Consider the following 18743-nt stretch of genomic DNA (forward strand, 5'->3'; position numbering starts at 1 on the left):
ATCGTCTCCTGTGGTTGGAGCCCTCATGGGCGGGTCAGTCGGTGGCGTACTCAGGCCGCCCGGCGGGGCGGTAGACCTGGAGCGTGATCCCCTTGGGGAAGGAGCGGGACTCGACGAGGTCGAGCGCGATGTCGGGCCCGCTCTCGGGAAAGAGTCGGGTGCCCTCGCCGACGACCACGGGGCAGACGAGCAGGGTCATCTCGTCGACGAGATGGTTCGCGAGCAGCCACCGGATGAGCACTCCGCTGCCATGGACCTGCAGCTCACCCGTCGCTCGGGCCTTGAGGTCGCCGACCATCGCCCCGAGGTCGCCGGCGAGGACGGTCGTGCCCGCCCAGCTCGGCTCGGTGAGCGTGGTCGATGCGACGTACTTCGGCTTGGTGTTCAAGGCGCCGACGATGGGGTTGTCCAGGTCGTCCCTGACGCCCCAGTACCCGGCGAAGAGCTCGTAGGTCCGTCGGCCGAACAGGAAGGCGTCGGCGCGCTGGTACACCTCGTTGACGTACGACATCGCCTCGTCATCGAACAGCGGTCTCGCCCAGCCGCCGCGCTCGAACCCGGGGTCGAGCGCCGGATGCCGCCCGCCGTTTCCCTGCATCACGCCGTCCACGGAGACCTGCGTCGTGGTGGTCAGCTTCATCACGGTCCTCCTTCCGGGCGCCGCCAGTGGGCGGCTTCTCACTTCTGCTACGAACTCGTATGCCTCCATCGGACACCGAGCCCGGTTCGCCTGGCCAGTGCTTTGAGCCGTCGGCGTCGACGGTCACTCCCCCGGGACCCGCAGACGGTCCCCCGCCGGCTCGACCCGCGTCCCGTGTGCTCGGCAGGCGGCAGCCAACGTGCCCGCGAGCCAACGGGTGTCGTTGACATCAGCCCGCTCGAGACGCAGCCGACGACTGCGGAAGGGGACGATCTCGAGGTCGAGCAGGTGGCCGGTCGTCGCGTCGAGCGCCGCGAGGTACACCACGCGCAGCTCTCCCCGGAACTGCTCGTAGCCGCGAATCCCCTCGTAGTCGTTGACCAGGTCCCCGCAGCCGTAGAGGACCAAGCCGCCGTCGACGACCTCGACCGGCCTCGGGTGGTGGGAGGAGTGCCCGACGACGACGTGCACGCCACCGGCGAGGAGGCGCCGGGCGAACGTCCGCTGCTCCTCGGGGACGTCGTGGCCCCAGTTCGTGCCCCAGTGGATCGAGACGACACGAACGTCGCCGGCACCACTCGTGGCGGCCAACCGGTCGGTGACGCGGTCCGCGGCCGACCGGCCCAGCCCTTCCACCAGGGCGACCCCGGGGCGGGACGGGCGGGCCCGCCAGTGGCGCGGAACCCCGCTCGACGGGTGTGCGATGCACAGGGTGACGACGCGGTGCGCCCCTCCCTGCACCGCGACAGCGGCCGGTGCCCACGCTGCCGCCTCGGTCGCCCCCGCTCCAGCGGTCGTCAGGCCGGCCGAGCCGAGAGCGTCCACGGTGTCGAGCAGACCTGTCCGGCCGTGGTCGAGGACGTGGTTGTTGGCCAGTCCCCACACGTCCACCCCTGCCACCTCGAGCACGGCCAGGTTGTCCGGCGACATGCGATAGAGCACCGTCTTGTGGCGCTCTCGTTCCTCGGAGTGGGTGACGCTCGTCTCCAGGTTCATCAGCCGCACCGCGGTCGGGACCTCGGCGATGAGCTCGAGGACGTCGCCCCAGGGGTACTCGGGCGGCACTGGACGCGGGATCGGACCACTGCGGCGCTCGGCGAGCGCGACGTAGTCCCGCGCATCGACGACATGTCGCTCGGTGAGCCTCGGTCGGACCGGCCGGGCCAGCAGCTGGTCGATCCCGCGTCCGGTCATGACGTCACCGCCGAGCAGCAGGCGAACCGTCCCGCCCATCCGTCAAGGATAGTGAAGGACTTCGGACCCTGAACGGCACCACGGGACGAGGGCAGTTCGAGGTCGTGGACGACCGGCCGACGGTCGCGAGCTTCGTCAACGCTCAGGGCTTCTCGAGCCGGGCGGTCCTGACCGCCAGCTGTTCTTCCGGAGCTCGGCGTCGCACGCGCCGTCGAGGCTCGGCCCATGACAGGATCGGCCCATGGCCAAGGAGTTCAGTGTGAGCCGATCGACCACCATCGCGGCGCCGCCCGAGCGGATCCTCCCCTTCATCACGGACCTGCGCGAATGGCGGAAGTGGTCGCCGTGGGAGGGGCTCGACCCTCACCTCGAGCGGAAGTACGAAGGCCCCGAATCGGGCGTCGGGGCGAGCTACGCCTGGCGTGGCAACAGCAAGGCCGGCTCCGGACGCATGGAGCTCGTCGAGGTCGAGCCGCGGCACGTCGGCATCGACCTGGTCTTCAGCGCGCCGATGGTGGCGCACAACCGCGTCGACCTCACACTGACGCCTGCCGCCTCGGGCACGGACGTCGAGTTCCGGATGAGCGGACCGCAGAACTTCGTCATGCGGCTCATGAGCAAGGTCTACTCGATGGAGAAGATGATCGGACCGGACTTCGAGAAGGGTCTGCGCCAGCTCAAGCAGGTCGCCGAGTCGGCGTGACCGCCGCCGCTGGTCCGGGCGCGGGGGCCGGCCTCGTCATCCGGCCCGCCACCGAGGTCGACGTCCCGGCGATCGTCGAGCTGCTGGCCGACGACCCCCTGGGCCGGACCCGCGAGAGCCCCCAGGACGTCGCGCTCTACGAGGCGGCGTTCGCTCGGGTCACGGCCGACCCGGGACAGCACCTGGTCGTGGCCGAGCGCGAGGGCCGCGTCGTCGGCACGCTCCAGCTGAGCGTCATCCCCGGCCTCTCGCGCCGGGGGACGACCCGCTCGATCATCGAGGCGGTGCGGATCCGGTCCACCGAGCGCGGCTCCGGGCTCGGGACGCAGCTCATCGAGTGGGCCCTGGACGAGTCCCGACGGCTCGGGGCCGACCTGGTGCAGCTCACCTCAGATGCCTCGCGGAGCGATGCCCACCGGTTCTACGAGCGGCTCGGCTTCGTCAGGTCCCACGTGGGCTTCAAGCTGGTCCTCTGAGCCCCGGCCCGCATCGGGGACGGTGACGGTCAGAAGATGCGGACCCGCTCGTCCTCGGGCAGCCACATCCCGTCCCCCGGCTCGACGCCGAAGGCCTGGTGGAACTCCGAGAGGTTGCGCACGGCGTTGCCGCGCACGTCGAGTGGCGAGTGCGGATCCACCGCGAGCAGCCGGATCGCCTCTGCTTCGCGGGCCTTGCCCTTCCACACCTGCGCCCAGCCGACGAAGAACCGCTGCGAGCCGGTGAAGCCGTCGAGCTCCGGCATTCCGGACTCCTCCGTCGCGATCCGGTAGGCGCGGTAGCCGATCTGCAGACCGCCGAGGTCGCCGATGTTCTCGCCGACCGTCAGGGCGCCGTTGACCTTGTGCCTCGGGTCGAGCCCCTCGGGGGTGTAGGCGCTGAACTGCTCGATGAGTCGCTGTGCCAGGGCGTCGAACCGCTCCCGGTCCGCCTCGGTCCACCAGTCCCGGAGGGCGCCGCTGCCGTCGTAGCGCGAGCCCTGGTCGTCGAAGCCGTGCCCGATCTCATGGCCGATGACCGCGCCGATCGCCCCGTAGTTCACGGCGTCGTCGGCCTCGAGGTCGAAGAACGGCGGCTGGAGGATCGCTGCCGGGAAGACGATCTCGTTCATCGACGGCATGTAGTAGGCGTTGACCGTCTGGGGGAGCATGAACCACTCGGTGCGGTCGATCTCCTTGCCCAGCTTGGCGAAGTTGCGGTCCACCTCGAACTCCGTGGCGCGGCAGACGTTCCCCACCAGGTCAGCGGGGTCGATCTCGATGGAGGAGTAGTCGCGCCACACCTCCGGGTAGCCGATCTTGGCGACGAAGCGCTCGAGCTTGTCGAGAGCCTCCTTGCGGGTCTCCTCGCCCATCCAGTCGAGGGAGGTGAACGACTGTCGGAACGCCTCGACGAGGTTGCCGACGAGGTGCTCCATGCGCTCCTTGGCGGCGGGCGGGAACCACCGCTCCGCATAGAGCTGTCCGACCGCCTCGCCGACGGCGCCCTCGACCGCGGCGACTCCGCGCTTCCACCGCTCCTTGTTCTCGGGCTGGCCGGAGAGCGTGCGGCCGTAGAAGTCGAAGTCCTCGTCGACGAGGGCTCGCGGCAGCAGGGACGCGAAGGTGCTGATGACGTGGAAGGTGAGCCACGCCTGCCAGTCGGCCATCGAGACCTCGCCGAGCAGCGCACCCAGACCGGTCACGAAGCTCGGCTGTCGCACGACGACCTTCGGCACGGCGCCCTCGGGTGCCTGCATCGCGGACAACCATGCATGCCAAGGAAACTCCGGCGCCAGCGCCTCCGCCTCTGCCAGGGTGAAGGCGTTGTAGGTCCTGACGGCGTCACGGCTCGCCACCGTGTCCCAGTGGTGGCCGGCGAGCCGGGTCTCCAGCGCCATGACCTGCGCGGCCTTCTCCGCCGCCTCGGGAACCCCCGCCAGCCCCAGGAGTCGCTCGACGTGTGCGACATAGGCGGCGCGGATGTCTGCGTAGCCCTCGTCGCGGTAGTAGGACTCATCCGGCAGCCCCAGGCCTGCCTGCTCGAGATAGACGGCGTAGTCCTCGGGCGAGCGCTGGTCCGGGCTGACGTCGAGCGCGAGCACCCCCGTCACCCCGACGCGGTGCAGCCGTCCCAGAGCCGCGGCGAGGGCCTCGGTGGAGTCGATGCCGGCCACCTCGCCCAGGAACGGGAGCAGCGGTGTCAGGCCCAGCTCCTCGACGCGGTCGGTGTCCATGAAGCTCGTGAACAGGTCGCCCACCTGCCGCGTGGGGGTGCCGGTCCCAGCGCCCTGGTCGGCTGCGGCCTCCTCGATGAGCTCGTGCACGCGGGCCGTCGACTGCTCCCGAAGCAGGTCGAAGCTGCCGAAACGCGCGCGGTCCGCAGGGATCTCCGTCGTGTCCAGCCAGGTGCCGTTGACGAACCGGAAGAGGTTGTCCTGCGGCCGGACCGAGTGGTCGAGGCTGGCCAGGTCGATGCCCGAGCGCGGGGTCACTGGGTCTCCTTCGTCGGATCGAGGCTGGGTCGGTGCCCGCCTGCGGACTCCCCTACCGTATGCCGCTGGGCCGGCGGCGGGCCAAGCGTGACCTCCCCGGTCCCACGGTCCCGCGCGACCCCGCCGGGCTGCCGAGGTCACCTGACGTCGGGAGCGAGCTCAGCGGCATACGCCCTCGTTGCGGGGTCGGAGTCGGCGGCTCAGTCGGGACCGCGGCGGCCGCCCGCGATGACACCGATCAGGCCGACGAGGAGCAACAGCCCACCGAAGGAGCCGAACACCATCGGGCCCATCACGCGCATGTCGAGCTGCGCGCCGGCGAGGTTGGTCACCATGACGTAGCCGGCGACGATGAGGCTGAGCAGGCCGAGCATGATGGTGACCGGCAACGGGCCCCGTCGGACGGTGACCAGTCCGCGCGCCGGTGGCCGCGACCAGTGAGGTGCCGTGGGAGCAGGTGGGGGCGTCTCCAGGTGAGGCAGCGACGCTGCCGCCGCGTCGTCGCGCACGACGTCGTCCGGGACCGGGGTCGCCGGCTCGACCTTGAAGGGCGCGGCCGCCTGGGTGGTCGGATCTTGCTGGGTCATGGCCGTTCCTGTGGTCTCGATGCGCTCGGTGGCGCCGTGCTCGATGTGCTGAGTGTCCGCCGACTCGTCACTCGGCGCGTCCATGCCGCCAACGATCGGCGTGTCGACGGGCTCGGTGCGGTCGGTGCGGTCGTGCTCGTTGGCGTTCACTGCCCTGCTCCCGTCCGGATCGTGATCTCCCCTAGTCCCACCTCTGCGTCGATGACGATCGCGTCTTCGGCGCCCACCGGGCCGAAGGTGAAGGTCTCCTCGAGCGCGGTTCCGCCGCGACTCGTCCGGGCGCCACCCTCGTTGCTGCCCTCCGCGAGGATCTCGCCGGCGCGGCCGCTGGCGTTCACCGTGACCCGGACGTCCTCCGGGACGACGAGGTTGAGCTCGCCCAGCCCGACGGTCGCGCGGACCTGCTCGACCCCCGGGCCCGAGAGGTCGGCTCTGGTCAGGTCGAGGTCCAGCCGGCCGGCGCCGAGCTGGTAGGACTGCCCCTCCACGAGAGCCGTCGGCTCGTGCCGGCGCTCGCCCACCGAGAACGGCTGCGTCAGACCGTGCGGCATGACCGTGGCGAAGAGGGATGCCACCATCGCGACCAGCGCGAAGGGAGCCAGCCAGCCGGCCCGACGTCCGGCGATGCCGGCCATGACGATCCCCACTCCGAGGACGGTGAGTCCGGCTGCGATGCCGACGGCAAGGTGGCTGCCCTGCCAGGACAAGCGGTCAGCCGCTGAGGCGACGCCCACCGCGGCGAGGATCGAAGCGCCGAGGATGAGCAGCCCACCGGCGAAGCCGACCCCCCTGGTCCGTTCGCCGCGCGGTGTCGGCACGGCCACGGTCACCGGGATGCTGGGGTGCGCCGACGGCGGTGGCCAGCTGGTGGCGCCTGCGTGGGCCGCTGCGTTGCCCGTGGACATCCCGACGGCCACACCCCCCGAGGAGGTCGGGGAGGCAAGGGGCGATCCGCTGGTGCCTGCGGACGCACCGGCGGAGGGGGACGCCGTGTCCCCGCCCTGGCCCGAGCTCGGCTGCGGAGCCCAGGACGTCCGCACGGAGCGCCACATGTCCCGGCCCGAGTCGGTGCGGGTGAGGAACCACCAGGTGCCCACGGCGAGGGCGAGGAAGCCGAAGAACCGGATCCCGCCACCGCGCTCCTGGCCGAACCAGGGCCCGCCGCCGACGACGACGATCGCGGTGACGATGAGCAGGAAGATCGAGTGGCCCTCGCCGTACTTCAGCGCCTGCTCGAGCGAGATGCGACCGCGCTCGTCCGGCAGGATCAGCCACAACACGAAGTAGACGGCCAGACCGACGCCGAAGAGGAGTCCGAGGAGGATGAGCGCGGCCCGGATCACGAGGGGGTCGACGCCGAGCCGACGGGCGACGCCGGCGGCCACGCCGGCGAACCACCGGCCGTCCGAGGCGCGGGCGATACCCAGGCGACGCAGGGCGTCATAGAGACCGTCGAGGCCGTGGGCCCGCGGGGTGGGGTCGGTCTGGTGCTTCATGCCTCAACTCTCTCCCTCGGTGACGGGACCAGCCATGCGGGTCGACCCTGACCCAACCCTGAAGGACCCCTCAAAGACGCCGCGGATGGTCGCACCGGGCCCCTCGGTGGGTGAGGATGGACTGGTGACGACGAGAACGCAGCCGAGCGCGCCGCTGCAGCACCCTCCGGTGCTGCGCACGCCGGCGCCCCGGCCGCCCCTCGTGCGACCGACGAGCGGCCGGGTCATCGGGGGTGTCTCGGCAGGACTCGCGGCGCACCTCGGCGTGCCGGTCAAGGCCGTCCGGATCATGTTCCTCGTCACCGCGATCCCCTTCGGCGCCGGGCTCGCCGTCTACGTCTTCCTCTGGGCCACCATGCGCGAGGGCACGCTGCTGCCCGCGCCGTCGCCCACCGACCCCGCCCAGACCGCCGCACCGGCTGCGGCTCAGGGCGCGGCGGGGCCGGGCGGAGCCGCCGGCCCCGCCGCGGTGCCCGGAGACCGGCCACCCACAATGAAGGCCCTCAAGACGTGGCTGCGGAGCGGCAACGAGGCGGTCGTCGTCACCCTCCTCGGCGTCCTCGCCCTCGCCATCGCCGCGGCCCTCTGGCTGGGCAGCGCCGGAATCGGCATCGAGCCCCAGGTCCTCCTGCCCGTCGTCGTCATCGTCATCGGCGCCGTCTTCTTCTGGTCCCAGCTCGACGACGCCGACCCCATCGGGTCCCGCCGACCGGTGCAGTGGATCTGGCTCGTCGTCGGGCTCAGCCTGACGACCCTCGGCCTCGTCGGTCTCCTCGTCGGGCAGACCGATGTCGGCGAGATCTGGCAGGTGGCGGGGGCCGTGCTCGCGGCGCTCGTCGGCGTCGCGGTCCTCGCGGCGCCGTGGGTCCTCCGGCTCTGGAGCAACCTCCGGGAGGAGCAGGCCGCGCGCATCCGCGCCACTGAACGCGCCGACATCGCCGCGCACCTGCACGACTCCGTCCTGCAGACCCTCGCGCTGATCCAGCGCCGCGCCTCCGATCCCGCGATCGTCGCGCGCCTCGCCCGCGCGCAGGAGCGCCAGCTCCGGTCCTACCTCTACGACGAGGACGCCCGCGCCGGCACGCTCGGTGCGGCGCTGACCGCAGCCCTCGACGAGATCGAGGACCTGCACGGGGTCCCCGTCGAGCTCGTCGTCACCGGCGACCGGACCATGGACGAGCACCTCGACGCCCTCGTCAAGGCGGTTCGCGAGGCCGCCTGGAACGCCGTGCGCCATGCCGAGCCCCCCGTGACCGCCTATGTCGAGGTGGGCCCGACGGCGGTCGAGGCCTTCGTGCGCGACCACGGCGCCGGCTTCACCCTCGACGACGTGCCCGACGACCGCGCCGGGGTGCGGGAGTCGATCATCGGTCGGATGGAGCGGCACGGCGGCACGGCAGCCATCCGCCGGCGCGCCGACGGCACCGAGATCGAGCTCCGGCTACCGGTCACCGAGCCCGGCCCAGCACAACCCACCCCCGAGCAGGCCGACACCGCCCCGAGCCGGGCTGACGAGCCGCAGGAAGAGAAGGCATGACTCAGCCGCGCACCATCCGCATCGTCCTCGTCGACGACCACCACATGTTCCGCACCGGAGTTCGCGCCGAGCTGATGAGCGCCAGGGGCATCAACCGGTCGGGCGGGGGCGCCTCGGGACCTCGCGCCCAGGCACCCGCTTACAGCCTCGAGATCGTCGGTGAGGCAGGCGCCGTGGAGTCGGCCACCGCGGTGATCAAGGAGACCAGGCCCGACGTCGTGCTGCTCGACGTCCACATCCCCGGCGGAGACGGCCACGGTGGCGCGGACGTGATCCGGGCCTGCGCGGGCGTGCAGACCGAGGCGGGCCAGCCCGTCCGGTTCCTCGCACTGTCGGTGTCCGACGCCGCCGAGGACGTCATCGCCGTCATCCGAGCCGGCGCCCGCGGCTACGTCACCAAGACGATCAACGCCGACGAGCTGCTCACCGCGATCGGTCGCGTCGCTGACGGGGACGCTGTCTTCAGCCCCCGCCTGGCCGGGTTCGTGCTGGACGCCTTCGGCGCGGCCGCCGGCGAGGTGGCCGAGATCGACGAGGAGCTCGACCGGCTGTCCGCTCGGGAGCGGGAGGTCATGCGTCTCATCGCGCGGGGCTACCAGTACAAGGAAGTCGCCAAGGAGCTGTTCATCTCGGTCAAGACGGTCGAGACCCACGTCAGCTCGGTCCTGCGCAAGCTCCAGCTCAGCTCGCGGCACGAGCTGACCGCCTGGGCGATGGGGCGCCGGCTGCTCTGACGTCAGGCGAGGACCCGACGCAGCGCCTCGACGATGATGTCCGGGGCGTCGGTGTGGACCCAGTGCGCGGCGCCCTTGATGGTGAACTGCCGCGTCAGGGGGAAGTAGCGACGCATCGTCTCGCTGTCCTCGCGGTCGATGTAGGGCGAGTCGCCGCCGGCGATCCACAGGACCGGCCCTTCATAGGGCGGCAGGTCGTCCACGGACGTCGGCCATCCGGCGATCCGGGACTCGTGGCCGAGCGCTGCGTCCTCGGCGAAGAGGTCGAGGTTCACCTGCCAGCGCCAGCGGGTCCCCGCCTCGGACCGGTCGGCGCGGAGATTCTGCAGGAGGAAGGCCTTGACGCCGGGGTTCGACTCCTGGAAGCGCGCCTCGGCATCGGCCCGGCTCTCGATCCCGTCCAGCGGCAGCGCACGCATCTCGTCGATGTAGCCCTGGAACCGTTCGAGCGACCCGTAGTCCTTCGGCGCGATGTCCACGACGACGAGGTGGTCGACGAGGTCGGGGTGCTGCAGGGCGAGCACCATGGCGGTCTTGCCTCCGAGCGAGTGGCCGACCACCGTCCACGATTCCCCGGGCGCGGTCTCCTCGAGGGTCTGGGCAACCGCATCGGCGTAGGACTCGAACGAGAACTCCTCGGACCACGGGGACCGGCCGTGGTCCGGCAGGTCGACGAGGAGGCACCGCGCGCCCGTGCCCTCGGGGCCGGCGAGGGCCTTGGCGATCTGGTTCCAGTTGCGCCCCTGCCCGAAGAGTCCGTGCAGGAATGCGATCCGCGGGCCGGCTGTGCCGACCGAGAGCGTGTTGAGCGCCATGGAGGCGACCCTATCCACCGCGGGCGGCGACCTCACAGGGCGTCGAGAGCCACGTGAGACCGATGTAACGGGCGTTTCACACGGGGGCGACCCGGCGCAACACGCCGTTCCTAGCGTGTGCGACACGCAGGTCCCCCGTCTCTCGAGGAGTCGCCGTGAGCACCACCACCCTCCGCAGCACCGGTCTCACGACCGAGGCGCCGAGCAGGTTCCGCCGCCTGACCGCACCACGCCAGCGCGTCATCCGCGACTGGGACCCCGAGGACACCACCGCCTGGGAGGCGGGCAACTCCCGCATCGCCCGACGCAACCTCATCTGGTCCGTCGCGACCGAGCACGTCGGCTTCTCGATCTGGTCGGTCTGGTCGGTCATGGTGCTGTTCATGCCGCAGGCGGTCTACGGCTTCACGCCCGCCGACAAGTTCGTCCTCGTCGCAGTCCCGACCCTCGTGGGCGCCGTGCTCCGGGTCCCCTACACCATGGCGACGGCCTACTTCGGTGGCCGCAACTGGGCCATCGTCAGTGGCATCGCCCTCCTCGTCCCGACCGTGCTCACGTGGTGGTTGATGGCCAACCCGGGCCACTCGCTGGGGACGTTCCTCGCGGTGGCTGCGCTGGCAGGCCTCGGGGGCGGCAACTTCGCCTCGTCGATGACGAACATCAACGCCTTCTATCCCCAGCGGATGAAGGGCTGGGCGCTCGGGCTCAACGCGGGCGGCGGCAACATCGGCGTCCCAGCGGTCCAGGTCGTCGGCCTCCTCGTCATCGCTGCCCTGGGCAACCGTCGTCCTGAGCTGGTGTGCGCGACCTACCTCGTGCTGCTCGCGGTCGTCAGCGTCGGCGCCGGCCTGTTCATGGACAACCTCGACCACCAGACCGCCAACCCGCGGGCCATGCTCGAGGTGCTGCGGCACGCCGACGCGTGGGTCATCTCCCTGCTCTACATCGGCACGTTCGGCTCGTTCATCGGCTTCGGTTTCGCGTTCGGGCAGGTGCTCAACCAGACGTTCCTCGCCGGGGTCACCGGTGGCGCCGCCCCGACGCCCGCGCAGTCCGCGGCAGCAAGCCTCTCGGCCGCGCAGATCGCCTTCGCCGGCCCGCTCCTCGGCTCCATCAGCAGGGTGTGGGGCGGCCGGTTGGCCGACCGACGCGGCGGGGCCGTCGTGACCCTGTGGACCTTCGTCGGCATGGCGGCAGCCGGGCTCGTCGTGACCGTCGCGGCGCGGGCCGACGACGCCACCGCTGGTGCCGCCACGCCGGGGCAGCTCGCCGGCATCATCGGCGGGTTCGTGCTGCTCTTCGTGTTGTCCGGCGTGGGCAACGGCTCGGTCTACAAGATGATCCCCGTTCTCTTCGAGGCGAAGTCGCGTTCCGTCGTAGGGCCCGACATCGAGCGAGCCGCGTGGTCGCGGGCGATGTCCGGAGCGCTCATCGGGATCGCCGGGGCGATCGGCGCCCTCGGGGGCGTGCTCATCAACCTCGCCCTGCGGGCTTCCTATCAAGGGCCTGCGCAGTCGGCGACCGCGGCGTTCGTCGCGTTCACCGTCTTCTACGTCGTCGCCGCGGCCGTGACGAAGGTGCGCTACCGATGACGCGCCCACCATCCCGTATGCCGCTGGGCCCGGTCCCCGCCCAGGCCTCCCCGGGTGCCGGGCCGGGTGCCGCGCGACCGGGCGGTGTGGACACGGGGGCCACTCGAGCGGACGGGGGTGTGGACACCGGGGCCACTCGAGTGGACGGGGGACCTGCTCCCTCTCGGTCGAGTGGCCCGGCCATCCACAGGGGCTCGGGCCCGTCCTCGTCGAGTGGCCCGGCCATCCACCGGGCCGGGACCGACACGCACTGCGCGTACTGCGGGCTCCAGTGCGCCATGACCCTGACCGGCGCGAGCGCCGCTGACCTGACCGTTGCGGCACGGCGCTTCCCGACGAACGGCGGCGGCCTGTGCCAGAAGGGCTGGACGAGCGCCGAGGTCCTGCGCTCACCGAGCCGGCTCACCGCTCCCCTGGTCCGCCGTGACGGCGTTCTCCGCGAGGCGTCCTGGGACTCAGCCCTCGCCGTCGTGGCCGACGGCATCGTGAGGACGCGAGCGGCATACGGCTCCGATGGGGTTGCCCTCTTCGGCGGGGGCGGGCTGACCAACGAGAAGGCCTACCAGCTCGGGAAGTTCGCGCGCGCCGTCGTCGGCACGGCACAGATCGACTACAACGGCCGGTGGTGCATGTCCTCGGCGGCGGCCGCGGGGATCCGCTGCTTCGGCCTGGACCGGGGGCTGCCCTTTCCGGTGACGGACCTCGGCTCGGCCCAGGCGGTGCTCCTCCTCGGCGCGAACCCGGCGGAGACGATGCCACCCTTCCTGTCGCACCTGCACCGATCAGCAGAGGCCGGCGGGCTCATGGTCTCCGACCCCCGCCTCACCCCCACGGCGGCGAAGGCCCTCGACGGAGGCGGCCTGCACCTGCAGCTGCGGCCCGGGACCGACACCGCGCTGGCTCTGGGGATGGTGCACATCGCGGTGACCGAGGGCTACGCGGACCGGGACTACATCGACACCCGAACGACCGGCTTCGATGACCTGTGGGCCGTGGCAGCACAGTGGTTGCCGGAGCGGACCGAGCGGGTGACCGGGGTGGCCGCTGCGACGATGCGCGCCGCCGTCGCCACCCTCGCCCGCGCCCGCGACACGGAGCGTGGGGCCTACGTCCTCAGTGCGCGTGGGTCCGAGCAGCACGCCGGCGGCACCGACACGGTGACTGCCATCATCGCGCTGTCGCTCGTGCTGGGCCTGCCCGGCACCCGGGGCGCCGGCTTCGGCACGATCACCGGGCAGGGCAACGGGCAGGGCGGCCGCGAGCACGGCCAGAAGGCGGACCAGCTCCCCGGCTACCGACGGATCGACGACCCGGCAGCCCGCACGCACGTCGCAGCGGTGTGGGGTGTGCCGGCCGACTCGCTGCCCGGTCCGGGTCGGAGCGCCTTCGAGCTGCTGGACTCCCTCGGTAGCGACGGTGGCCCGCGGATGCTCATGGTGCACGGATCCAACCCGGTGGTCTCGGCTCCCGAGTCCGGGCGCGTGGCGGAGCGGCTCGGTTCGCTGGACCTGCTCGTCGTCTGTGACTTCGTCCTGTCGGAGACCGCCGCCATGGCGGACGTCGTGCTTCCGGTCCTCCAGTGGGCCGAGGAGGAGGGCACGGTGACGAACCTCGAAGGGCGGGTGCTCCGTCGCCGCCAGGCGGTGACCGCTCCGGCTGGTTGCCGCAGCGAGCTGGAGATCTGGTCGGACCTGGCCCGGCGGATCGGGTCGCCGGTCGAGCTCCCGACCGATCCTCGGGTGGTGTTCGACGAGCTGCGGGAGGCGTCGGCCGGTGGGCCCGCGGACTACTCGGCCGTGACGTGGGACCGTCTCGACGCCGGGGAGGCGCTCCACTGGCCGTGCACCGCCGAACGCCCAGCCGGCACTCCGCGGCTCTTCCTCGACCGCTTCGCGACTCCGGACGGGCGCGCCCGCTTCGTGCCCGTGGACCAGCAGGGACCGTCCGAGCGCGCCGACCCGGCGTATCCGCTGACCGCGACCACCGGGCGCGTGCTGGCCCACTACCAGTCGGGCGCGCAGACCCGGCTCGTGGCCGAGCTCGCCCGGGCGGCCGGTCCGATGTTCGTCGAGGTGCACCCTGACACGGCCGAGGCGGCGGGGCTGGCAGACGGGGTCGAGGCGGTCGTCGTCAGCCGACGCGGCCGCACCCTCGCCGAGGTACGGGTGAGTGACGACGTTCGCGCCGACACGGTCTTCCTCCCCTTCCACTGGGCCGGCGCCGCTGCGGCGAACAACGTGACCAACCCCGCTCTCGACCCGACCAGCCGCATGCCCGAGTTCAAGGCGTGCGCCGTGCGACTGGAGGCGCTCCGATGACCCCCACCCCCATCGAGAGTGGCGCTGGCGTGTCGCGAAGTGCTCTCTCGATCGAGGAGGGGGTGCGGCGGCGCGTGCTCGTCGTCGGCAACGGCATGGCCGGCGCCCGCTTCGCCGAGGAGCTGCGGCAGCGGGACCCGGGCGCAACACGGTTCGCGATCACGGTCGTCGGCGAGGAGCCGCACGAGGCCTACAACCGGGTCCTGCTCTCCGCCGTCGTCGGCGGCACGCTCACTCCCCGTGAGACCCGACTGAAGCCAGCAGGATGGTGGACCGCCCGCCACATCGACGTCCTCACCGGCGTCCAGGTGACCGGCATCGAACCGACGGCACGGACCGCCACGCTCGAGGGCGGCGCGGTGCCGGGCCAGGTGCTCGCCTGGGACGAGCTCGTGCTCGCCACGGGGAGCACCCCCTTCGTCCCGACCATCGCCGGCGACACCGGCCCGGAGTCCGGCGTGGTCGCCTTCCGCACCATCGACGACTGCGGCCGTATCGCCGAGCACGTCCGCGCCGCCCGCCACGCGGTCGTCATCGGCGGGGGTCTGCTCGGCATCGAGGCGGCGCGCGGCCTGCTCCGCAAGGGCGTCGACGTCACCGTGGTCCACGCGGCGGGCGTCCCGATGGAGCGACAGATGGACGCAGACGGTGGGGCCGTCCTGACGCGGGTCCTCCACGAGATCGGGGCCCGGCTCCTCCTCGGCCGCTGCGTCGTCGCCCGTCACGCGGACGCCGGGACGCCGACGGTCCTCCTCGACGACGGGACGTCCCTTCCGGCCGACCTCGTCGTCGTCTCGACAGGCGTCCGACCTCGTGTTGACCTCGCCCAGCGGATCGGCCTGCACGTCGACCGCGGGATCGTCGTCGACGACCGCCTCGCCACGTCGGTCCCCCACGTGCACGCCGTCGGCGAGTGCTCACAGCATCGCGGCGTCGTGCCCGGCCTCGTCCAGCCCGGCTGGGACCAGGCGCGGGTCCTGGCCGACGTCCTCAGCGGGGACGACACCGCGCGGTACGAGGGCACGAACGTCCTGACGCGACTCAAGGCCCACGACATCGACCTGACGAGCATGGGCCGCATCGATGTCGACGTCCACGACCGCGACCACGAGGTGCTCGCCTTCACCGACCCGCGTCGCGGACGCTACGCCAAGCTCGTCCTGCGCAACGACCGGCTCGTGGGGGCGATCCTGCTCGGGGTCGGCGACGCCGCGGGTCCGCTCACCCAGCTCTACGACACCGCCGCGGTCGTGCCGCGAGACCGGCTGACCCTCATGCTCGGTCGCGCCGTCACCAGGTCGGGGGGCCCCGAGTCGGTGAACCTGGCCGAGATGCCCGGCCCGACCGTCATCTGCCGCTGCAACACCGTCACCAAGTCCCAGATCGTGTCGGCCCACCGCGACGGGTGCACCACGGTCGAGGCCGTCGCCGAGTCGACCCGTGCCACCACCGGCTGCGGCACCTGCTCCTCTGCCGTCGAAGGCCTCTGCGCCTGGCTGGCCACCGCCGAACCACCCCAGCCAGCCGCGCGGGCACCGCAGCGTCCCGCCCAACCCCGACCGGTCTCAGCGTCCGCAGAAGGAGCAGCCTGATGAGCAGCACCCTCCCCGCCCCCGAGGCGACCCGTCACGTCGTCGTCATCGGCCACGGCATGGTCGGCCACCGTTTCGTCGAGGCGCTTCGCTCCCGCGACACCCAGCGCGGCTGGAAGGTCACCGTCCTCGCGGAGGAGAGCTCAGCGGCATACGACCGCGTTGGCCTCTCCTCCTACGTCGGCGCCTGGGATCGGGCGGCGCTCGCCCTCCCCAACAACACGTATGCCGCTGACGACCTCGTCGAGCTCAGGCTGGCAACGCGGGTGGCTGAGATCGATTCTGACGCAAGGGTGGTCACCACGGAACCGGGTGAGCGCTTCCACTACGACGATCTCGTCATCGCGACCGGGTCCTACCCGTTCGTCCCGCCGGTGCCGGGGCACGACTCCCCGGGGTGCCATGTCTACCGGACGCTGGACGACCTCGACGGCATCCGCACCGCGGCCGAGGCCGCGATCGAACGGGCAGCGACGGAGGGCCGGCCGGCGAACGGCCTCGTCGTCGGCGGCGGGTTGCTCGGGCTCGAGGCCGCGAACGCGCTCCGGCTCCTGGGCCTCAAGCCGCACGTGGTCGAGTTCGCCCCGAGGCTCATGCCGCTGCAGGTCGACGAAGGGGGCGGCATCGTGCTCGAGCGCCTCGTCAAGGGGCTCGGAGTGGAGGTCCACACGGGCGCCGGGACGCAGTCGATCGACCCGCAGGGGGACGGTCGGCTCGCCGTCGAGCTGTCCGACGGCACAGCGCTGCTCACCGACCTCGTCGTCTTCTCCGCCGGCGTGCGGCCCGCCGATGCCCTTGCACGGGCCGCCGGCCTCGACGTCGGGGACCGCGGCGGCATCGTGACCGACCTCGCGTGCCGCACGTCTGCTCCGGGCGTCTGGGCGGTCGGGGAGGTCGCGGCTGTCGACGGTCGCTGCTACGGCCTCGTGGCTCCCGGCTACGCGATGGCCGAGGTCGTCGCCGACCGTCTCCTCGGCGGCGAGGCGACGTTCCCCGGCGCCGACCTGTCGACGAAGCTCAAGCTGCTCGGGGTCGACGTCGCATCCTTCGGTGACGCCATGGGTGCGACGCCGGGTGCGCTCGAGATCATCCACACCGACGCCACGAAGGGCACCTACGCCAAGGTCGTCGTCTCCGACGACGCCCGGACCCTGCTCGGCGGCGTCCTCGTCGGCGACGCCACTGCGTACACGACACTCAAGGCGTTCGTGGGCCGCGAGGTCCCCGGGGACCCTGCCGCGCTCATCTCCCCCTCGGGCGCGGACGACGTCGCGCTCGGCTCCGCCCTGCCCGACGACGCGGTGATCTGCTCGTGCAACAACGTCACCAAGGGTGCGATCTGCAGCGCCATCTCGGACGGGGCGTGCGACCTCGCCTCGATCAAGGGCTGCACCAACGCAGGCACGACGTGCGGAGGATGCCTGCCGACCGTCAAGCGCCTCCTCGTCGACTCGGGCGTGGAGCTGTCCACGGCGCTGTGCGAGCACTTCGAGCAGAGCCGGGCCGAGCTCTTCGAGATCGTGGTGGCGACGGGCATCCGGACCTTCTCCGGACTCATCTCGCGGTACGGCTCGGGCACCGGCTGCGAGATCTGCAAGCCCACCGTTGCCTCCATCCTCGCCTCGACCTCCAGCGACCACGTCCTCGACGGCGAGCAGGCGGCCCTGCAGGACAGCAACGACCACTTCCTGGCCAACATCCAGAAGAACGGCACCTACTCGGTCGTGCCGCGGATGCCGGGCGGCGAGGTGACCGCCGAGCAGCTCATCACCATCGGACAGGTCGCGCAGGACTTCGGCCTCTACGTCAAGGTCACCGGCGGTCAGCGGATCGACCTCTTCGGGGCGCGGGTCGAGCAGCTCCCGGCCATCTGGCAGCGGCTCGTGGATGCGGGGATGGAGTCCGGCCAGGCGTACGGGAAGTCCCTGCGCACGGTGAAGTCGTGCGTCGGCTCGACCTGGTGCCGCTACGGGGTGCAGGACTCGGTCGGGATGGCGGTGGCTCTGGAGCACCGGTATCGCGGGTTGCGGGCGCCGCACAAGATCAAGCTCGGCGTCTCCGGCTGCGCCCGTGAGTGCGCGGAGGCGCGGGGGAAGGACGTCGGTGTGATCGCGACCGACAAGGGGTGGAACCTCTACGTCTGCGGCAACGGTGGCCAGTCCCCTGCCCACGCCCAGCTGCTCGCGAGCGACCTCGACAACGAGACGCTCGTGCGCTACATCGACCGCTTCCTCATGTTCTACGTCCGCACGGCGGACCGGTTGCAGCGGACCGCGCCGTGGCTCGAGTCGCTCGAGGGAGGTCTCGACCACCTCCGCGCGGTGGTGTGCGAGGACTCGCTGGAGATCGCGACCGACCTCGAGGTCGCCATGGAGCGACACGTGGCCGGCTACCGGGACGAGTGGAAGGCGGTGCTCGACGACCCGGCCAAGCTGTCGCAGTTCGTCTCTTTCGTCAATGCGCCGGAGGAGGCGGACCCCATGGTCGGCTTCGACGACAACGGGCCGAGGCGGGTGCCCTTGCTGCTCGGAATGCCAGGACCCGCCGACAGATCAGCTCCTCGAGAGGAAGGCCACTGATGACGACGACCATCACCGCTCCGGCAGCCGGTGCTGCGACCGCGGGGACCGCTGCTCAGGCTCCTGCCGCGCCGGCCATCGAGCGGACGCCCCGCGCGGTGGTCCGGCCGGGCATCCTGCCCGCTCCCGGGCCGAAGGCCTGGGTCGACGCCTGCCCGGTCCGAAGGCTCGTGCCCGGTCGCGGCGTCGCGGTCCTGCTGCCCGGAGGGATCCAGGCCGCTCTCTTCCTCCAGCCCAACGGGATGATCTACGCCATCGACAACATCGACCCGTACTCCGGCGCCGCTGTCCTCTCCCGGGGTCTGACGGGCGACCGGGGCGGCGAGCCGACCGTGGCCTCGCCGCTGCTCAAGCAGGTCTTCTCGCTGCGGACGGGGCAGGCGCTCGACGACGAGGCGGTCTCGGTGCAGACCCATGCCGTCCGGGTCGTCGGAGGGATCGTCCGCATCGGCACCCCGGCTCCACCCCGCTGACCCCTGCCGACCC

General features: G+C 71.8%; 15 protein-coding genes. 9 read left to right on the forward strand and 6 right to left on the reverse strand.

From position 1 onward, the window contains the following. Positions 1–34: 34 nt before the first annotated feature. Complete coding sequence (locus tag ABWV20_RS10435; RefSeq protein WP_353355087.1) at positions 35–640, reverse strand: dihydrofolate reductase family protein; 606 nt, start codon at positions 638–640, stop codon at positions 35–37. A gap of 123 nt (positions 641–763) precedes the next feature. Then, positions 764–1873, reverse strand: coding sequence for a CapA family protein (locus ABWV20_RS10440; protein WP_353355088.1), 1110 nt, complete (start codon positions 1871–1873; stop codon positions 764–766). A gap of 220 nt (positions 1874–2093) precedes the next feature. Between ABWV20_RS10440 and ABWV20_RS10445 the strand changes: the two genes are divergently transcribed. Together ABWV20_RS10445 and ABWV20_RS10450 are read left to right on the forward strand one after the other, a co-directional pair. Next, the gene (locus ABWV20_RS10445; RefSeq protein WP_353355089.1) at positions 2094–2537 is read left to right on the forward strand and encodes an SRPBCC family protein; all 444 of its coding nucleotides are present in this window, start codon (positions 2094–2096) and stop codon (positions 2535–2537) included. Next, complete coding sequence (locus ABWV20_RS10450; RefSeq protein ID WP_353355090.1) at positions 2534–3013, forward strand: GNAT family N-acetyltransferase; 480 nt, start codon at positions 2534–2536, stop codon at positions 3011–3013. The genes ABWV20_RS10445 and ABWV20_RS10450 overlap by 4 nt, the downstream gene beginning before the upstream one ends. Positions 3014–3042: 29 nt before the next feature. Here the strand turns inward: ABWV20_RS10450 and ABWV20_RS10455 are convergent, their stop codons facing one another. The 3 genes from ABWV20_RS10455 to ABWV20_RS10465 form a co-directional block, all read right to left on the reverse strand. Beyond that, on the reverse strand, positions 3043–5007 hold the full coding sequence (locus tag ABWV20_RS10455) for a M13 family metallopeptidase (protein ID WP_353355091.1): 1965 nt from the start codon (positions 5005–5007) through the stop codon (positions 3043–3045). A gap of 200 nt (positions 5008–5207) precedes the next feature. Continuing rightward, positions 5208–5744, reverse strand: coding sequence for a hypothetical protein (locus ABWV20_RS10460; RefSeq protein ID WP_353355092.1), 537 nt, complete (start codon positions 5742–5744; stop codon positions 5208–5210). Then, positions 5741–7090 carry a PspC domain-containing protein gene (locus tag ABWV20_RS10465; protein ID WP_353355093.1) on the reverse strand — a complete coding sequence of 450 codons (1350 nt, stop codon included), beginning with the start codon at positions 7088–7090 and terminating at the stop codon, positions 5741–5743. Before ABWV20_RS10465 ends, ABWV20_RS10460 begins: the two co-directional genes overlap by 4 nt. A gap of 124 nt (positions 7091–7214) precedes the next feature. Between ABWV20_RS10465 and ABWV20_RS10470 the strand changes: the two genes are divergently transcribed. Beyond that, a complete protein-coding gene (locus tag ABWV20_RS10470; RefSeq protein WP_353355094.1) occupies positions 7215–8627 on the forward strand; it encodes an ATP-binding protein in 1413 nt (470 codons plus the stop codon). Further along, positions 8624–9361 carry a LuxR C-terminal-related transcriptional regulator gene (locus ABWV20_RS10475; RefSeq protein WP_353355095.1) on the forward strand — a complete coding sequence of 246 codons (738 nt, stop codon included), beginning with the start codon at positions 8624–8626 and terminating at the stop codon, positions 9359–9361. The genes ABWV20_RS10470 and ABWV20_RS10475 overlap by 4 nt, the downstream gene beginning before the upstream one ends. A 2-nt stretch (positions 9362–9363) precedes the next feature. Here the strand turns inward: ABWV20_RS10475 and ABWV20_RS10480 are convergent, their stop codons facing one another. After that, the gene (locus ABWV20_RS10480) at positions 9364–10176 is read right to left on the reverse strand and encodes an alpha/beta fold hydrolase (RefSeq protein ID WP_353355096.1); all 813 of its coding nucleotides are present in this window, start codon (positions 10174–10176) and stop codon (positions 9364–9366) included. A 155-nt stretch (positions 10177–10331) separates the two neighbouring features. On the opposite strand from ABWV20_RS10480, the gene ABWV20_RS10485 reads away from it, so the two are divergent. The 5 genes from ABWV20_RS10485 to nirD all read left to right on the forward strand — a co-directional run bounded on the left by ABWV20_RS10485 (position 10332) and on the right by nirD (position 18730). Next, the gene (locus ABWV20_RS10485; protein WP_353355097.1) at positions 10332–11768 is read left to right on the forward strand and encodes a nitrate/nitrite transporter; all 1437 of its coding nucleotides are present in this window, start codon (positions 10332–10334) and stop codon (positions 11766–11768) included. A 278-nt stretch (positions 11769–12046) separates the two neighbouring features. Next, positions 12047–14086, forward strand: coding sequence for a molybdopterin oxidoreductase family protein (locus ABWV20_RS10490; protein WP_353355098.1), 2040 nt, complete (start codon positions 12047–12049; stop codon positions 14084–14086). Then, positions 14083–15678: an FAD-dependent oxidoreductase gene (locus tag ABWV20_RS10495; protein WP_353355099.1), complete on the forward strand. Its 1596-nt coding sequence runs from the start codon at positions 14083–14085 to the stop codon at positions 15676–15678. The genes ABWV20_RS10490 and ABWV20_RS10495 overlap by 4 nt, the downstream gene beginning before the upstream one ends. After that, entirely contained in the window at positions 15678–18257 is a 2580-nt protein-coding gene (gene nirB / locus ABWV20_RS10500) for a nitrite reductase large subunit NirB (RefSeq protein WP_353355100.1), read from the forward strand. Before ABWV20_RS10495 ends, nirB begins: the two co-directional genes overlap by 1 nt. Then, the gene (gene nirD, locus ABWV20_RS10505) at positions 18257–18730 is read left to right on the forward strand and encodes a nitrite reductase small subunit NirD (RefSeq protein ID WP_353355101.1); all 474 of its coding nucleotides are present in this window, start codon (positions 18257–18259) and stop codon (positions 18728–18730) included. Before nirB ends, nirD begins: the two co-directional genes overlap by 1 nt. Positions 18731–18743 lie beyond the last annotated feature (13 nt).

Origin of the sequence: Intrasporangium sp. DVR (assembly GCF_040365325.1) — a bacterium.
Classification (GTDB): Bacteria; Actinomycetota; Actinomycetes; order Actinomycetales; family Dermatophilaceae; genus Intrasporangium.

Bases quoted from the DNA above. Each gene is read 5' to 3' on its own strand.
- ABWV20_RS10435 (WP_353355087.1), bottom strand. From the start codon at position 640: ATGAAGCTGACCACCACGACGCAGGTCTCCGTGGACGGCGTGATGCAG.
- ABWV20_RS10440 (WP_353355088.1), bottom strand. From the start codon at position 1,873: ATGGGCGGGACGGTTCGCCTGCTGCTCGGCGGTGACGTCATGACCGGA.
- ABWV20_RS10465 (WP_353355093.1), bottom strand. From the start codon at position 7,090: ATGAAGCACCAGACCGACCCCACCCCGCGGGCCCACGGCCTCGACGGT.
- ABWV20_RS10475 (WP_353355095.1), top strand. From the start codon at position 8,624: ATGACTCAGCCGCGCACCATCCGCATCGTCCTCGTCGACGACCACCAC.
- ABWV20_RS10480 (WP_353355096.1), bottom strand. From the start codon at position 10,176: ATGGCGCTCAACACGCTCTCGGTCGGCACAGCCGGCCCGCGGATCGCA.
- ABWV20_RS10490 (WP_353355098.1), top strand. From the start codon at position 12,047: ATGACCCTGACCGGCGCGAGCGCCGCTGACCTGACCGTTGCGGCACGG.
- ABWV20_RS10495 (WP_353355099.1), top strand. From the start codon at position 14,083: ATGACCCCCACCCCCATCGAGAGTGGCGCTGGCGTGTCGCGAAGTGCT.
- nirB (WP_353355100.1), top strand. From the start codon at position 15,678: ATGAGCAGCACCCTCCCCGCCCCCGAGGCGACCCGTCACGTCGTCGTC.
- nirD (WP_353355101.1), top strand. From the start codon at position 18,257: ATGACGACGACCATCACCGCTCCGGCAGCCGGTGCTGCGACCGCGGGG.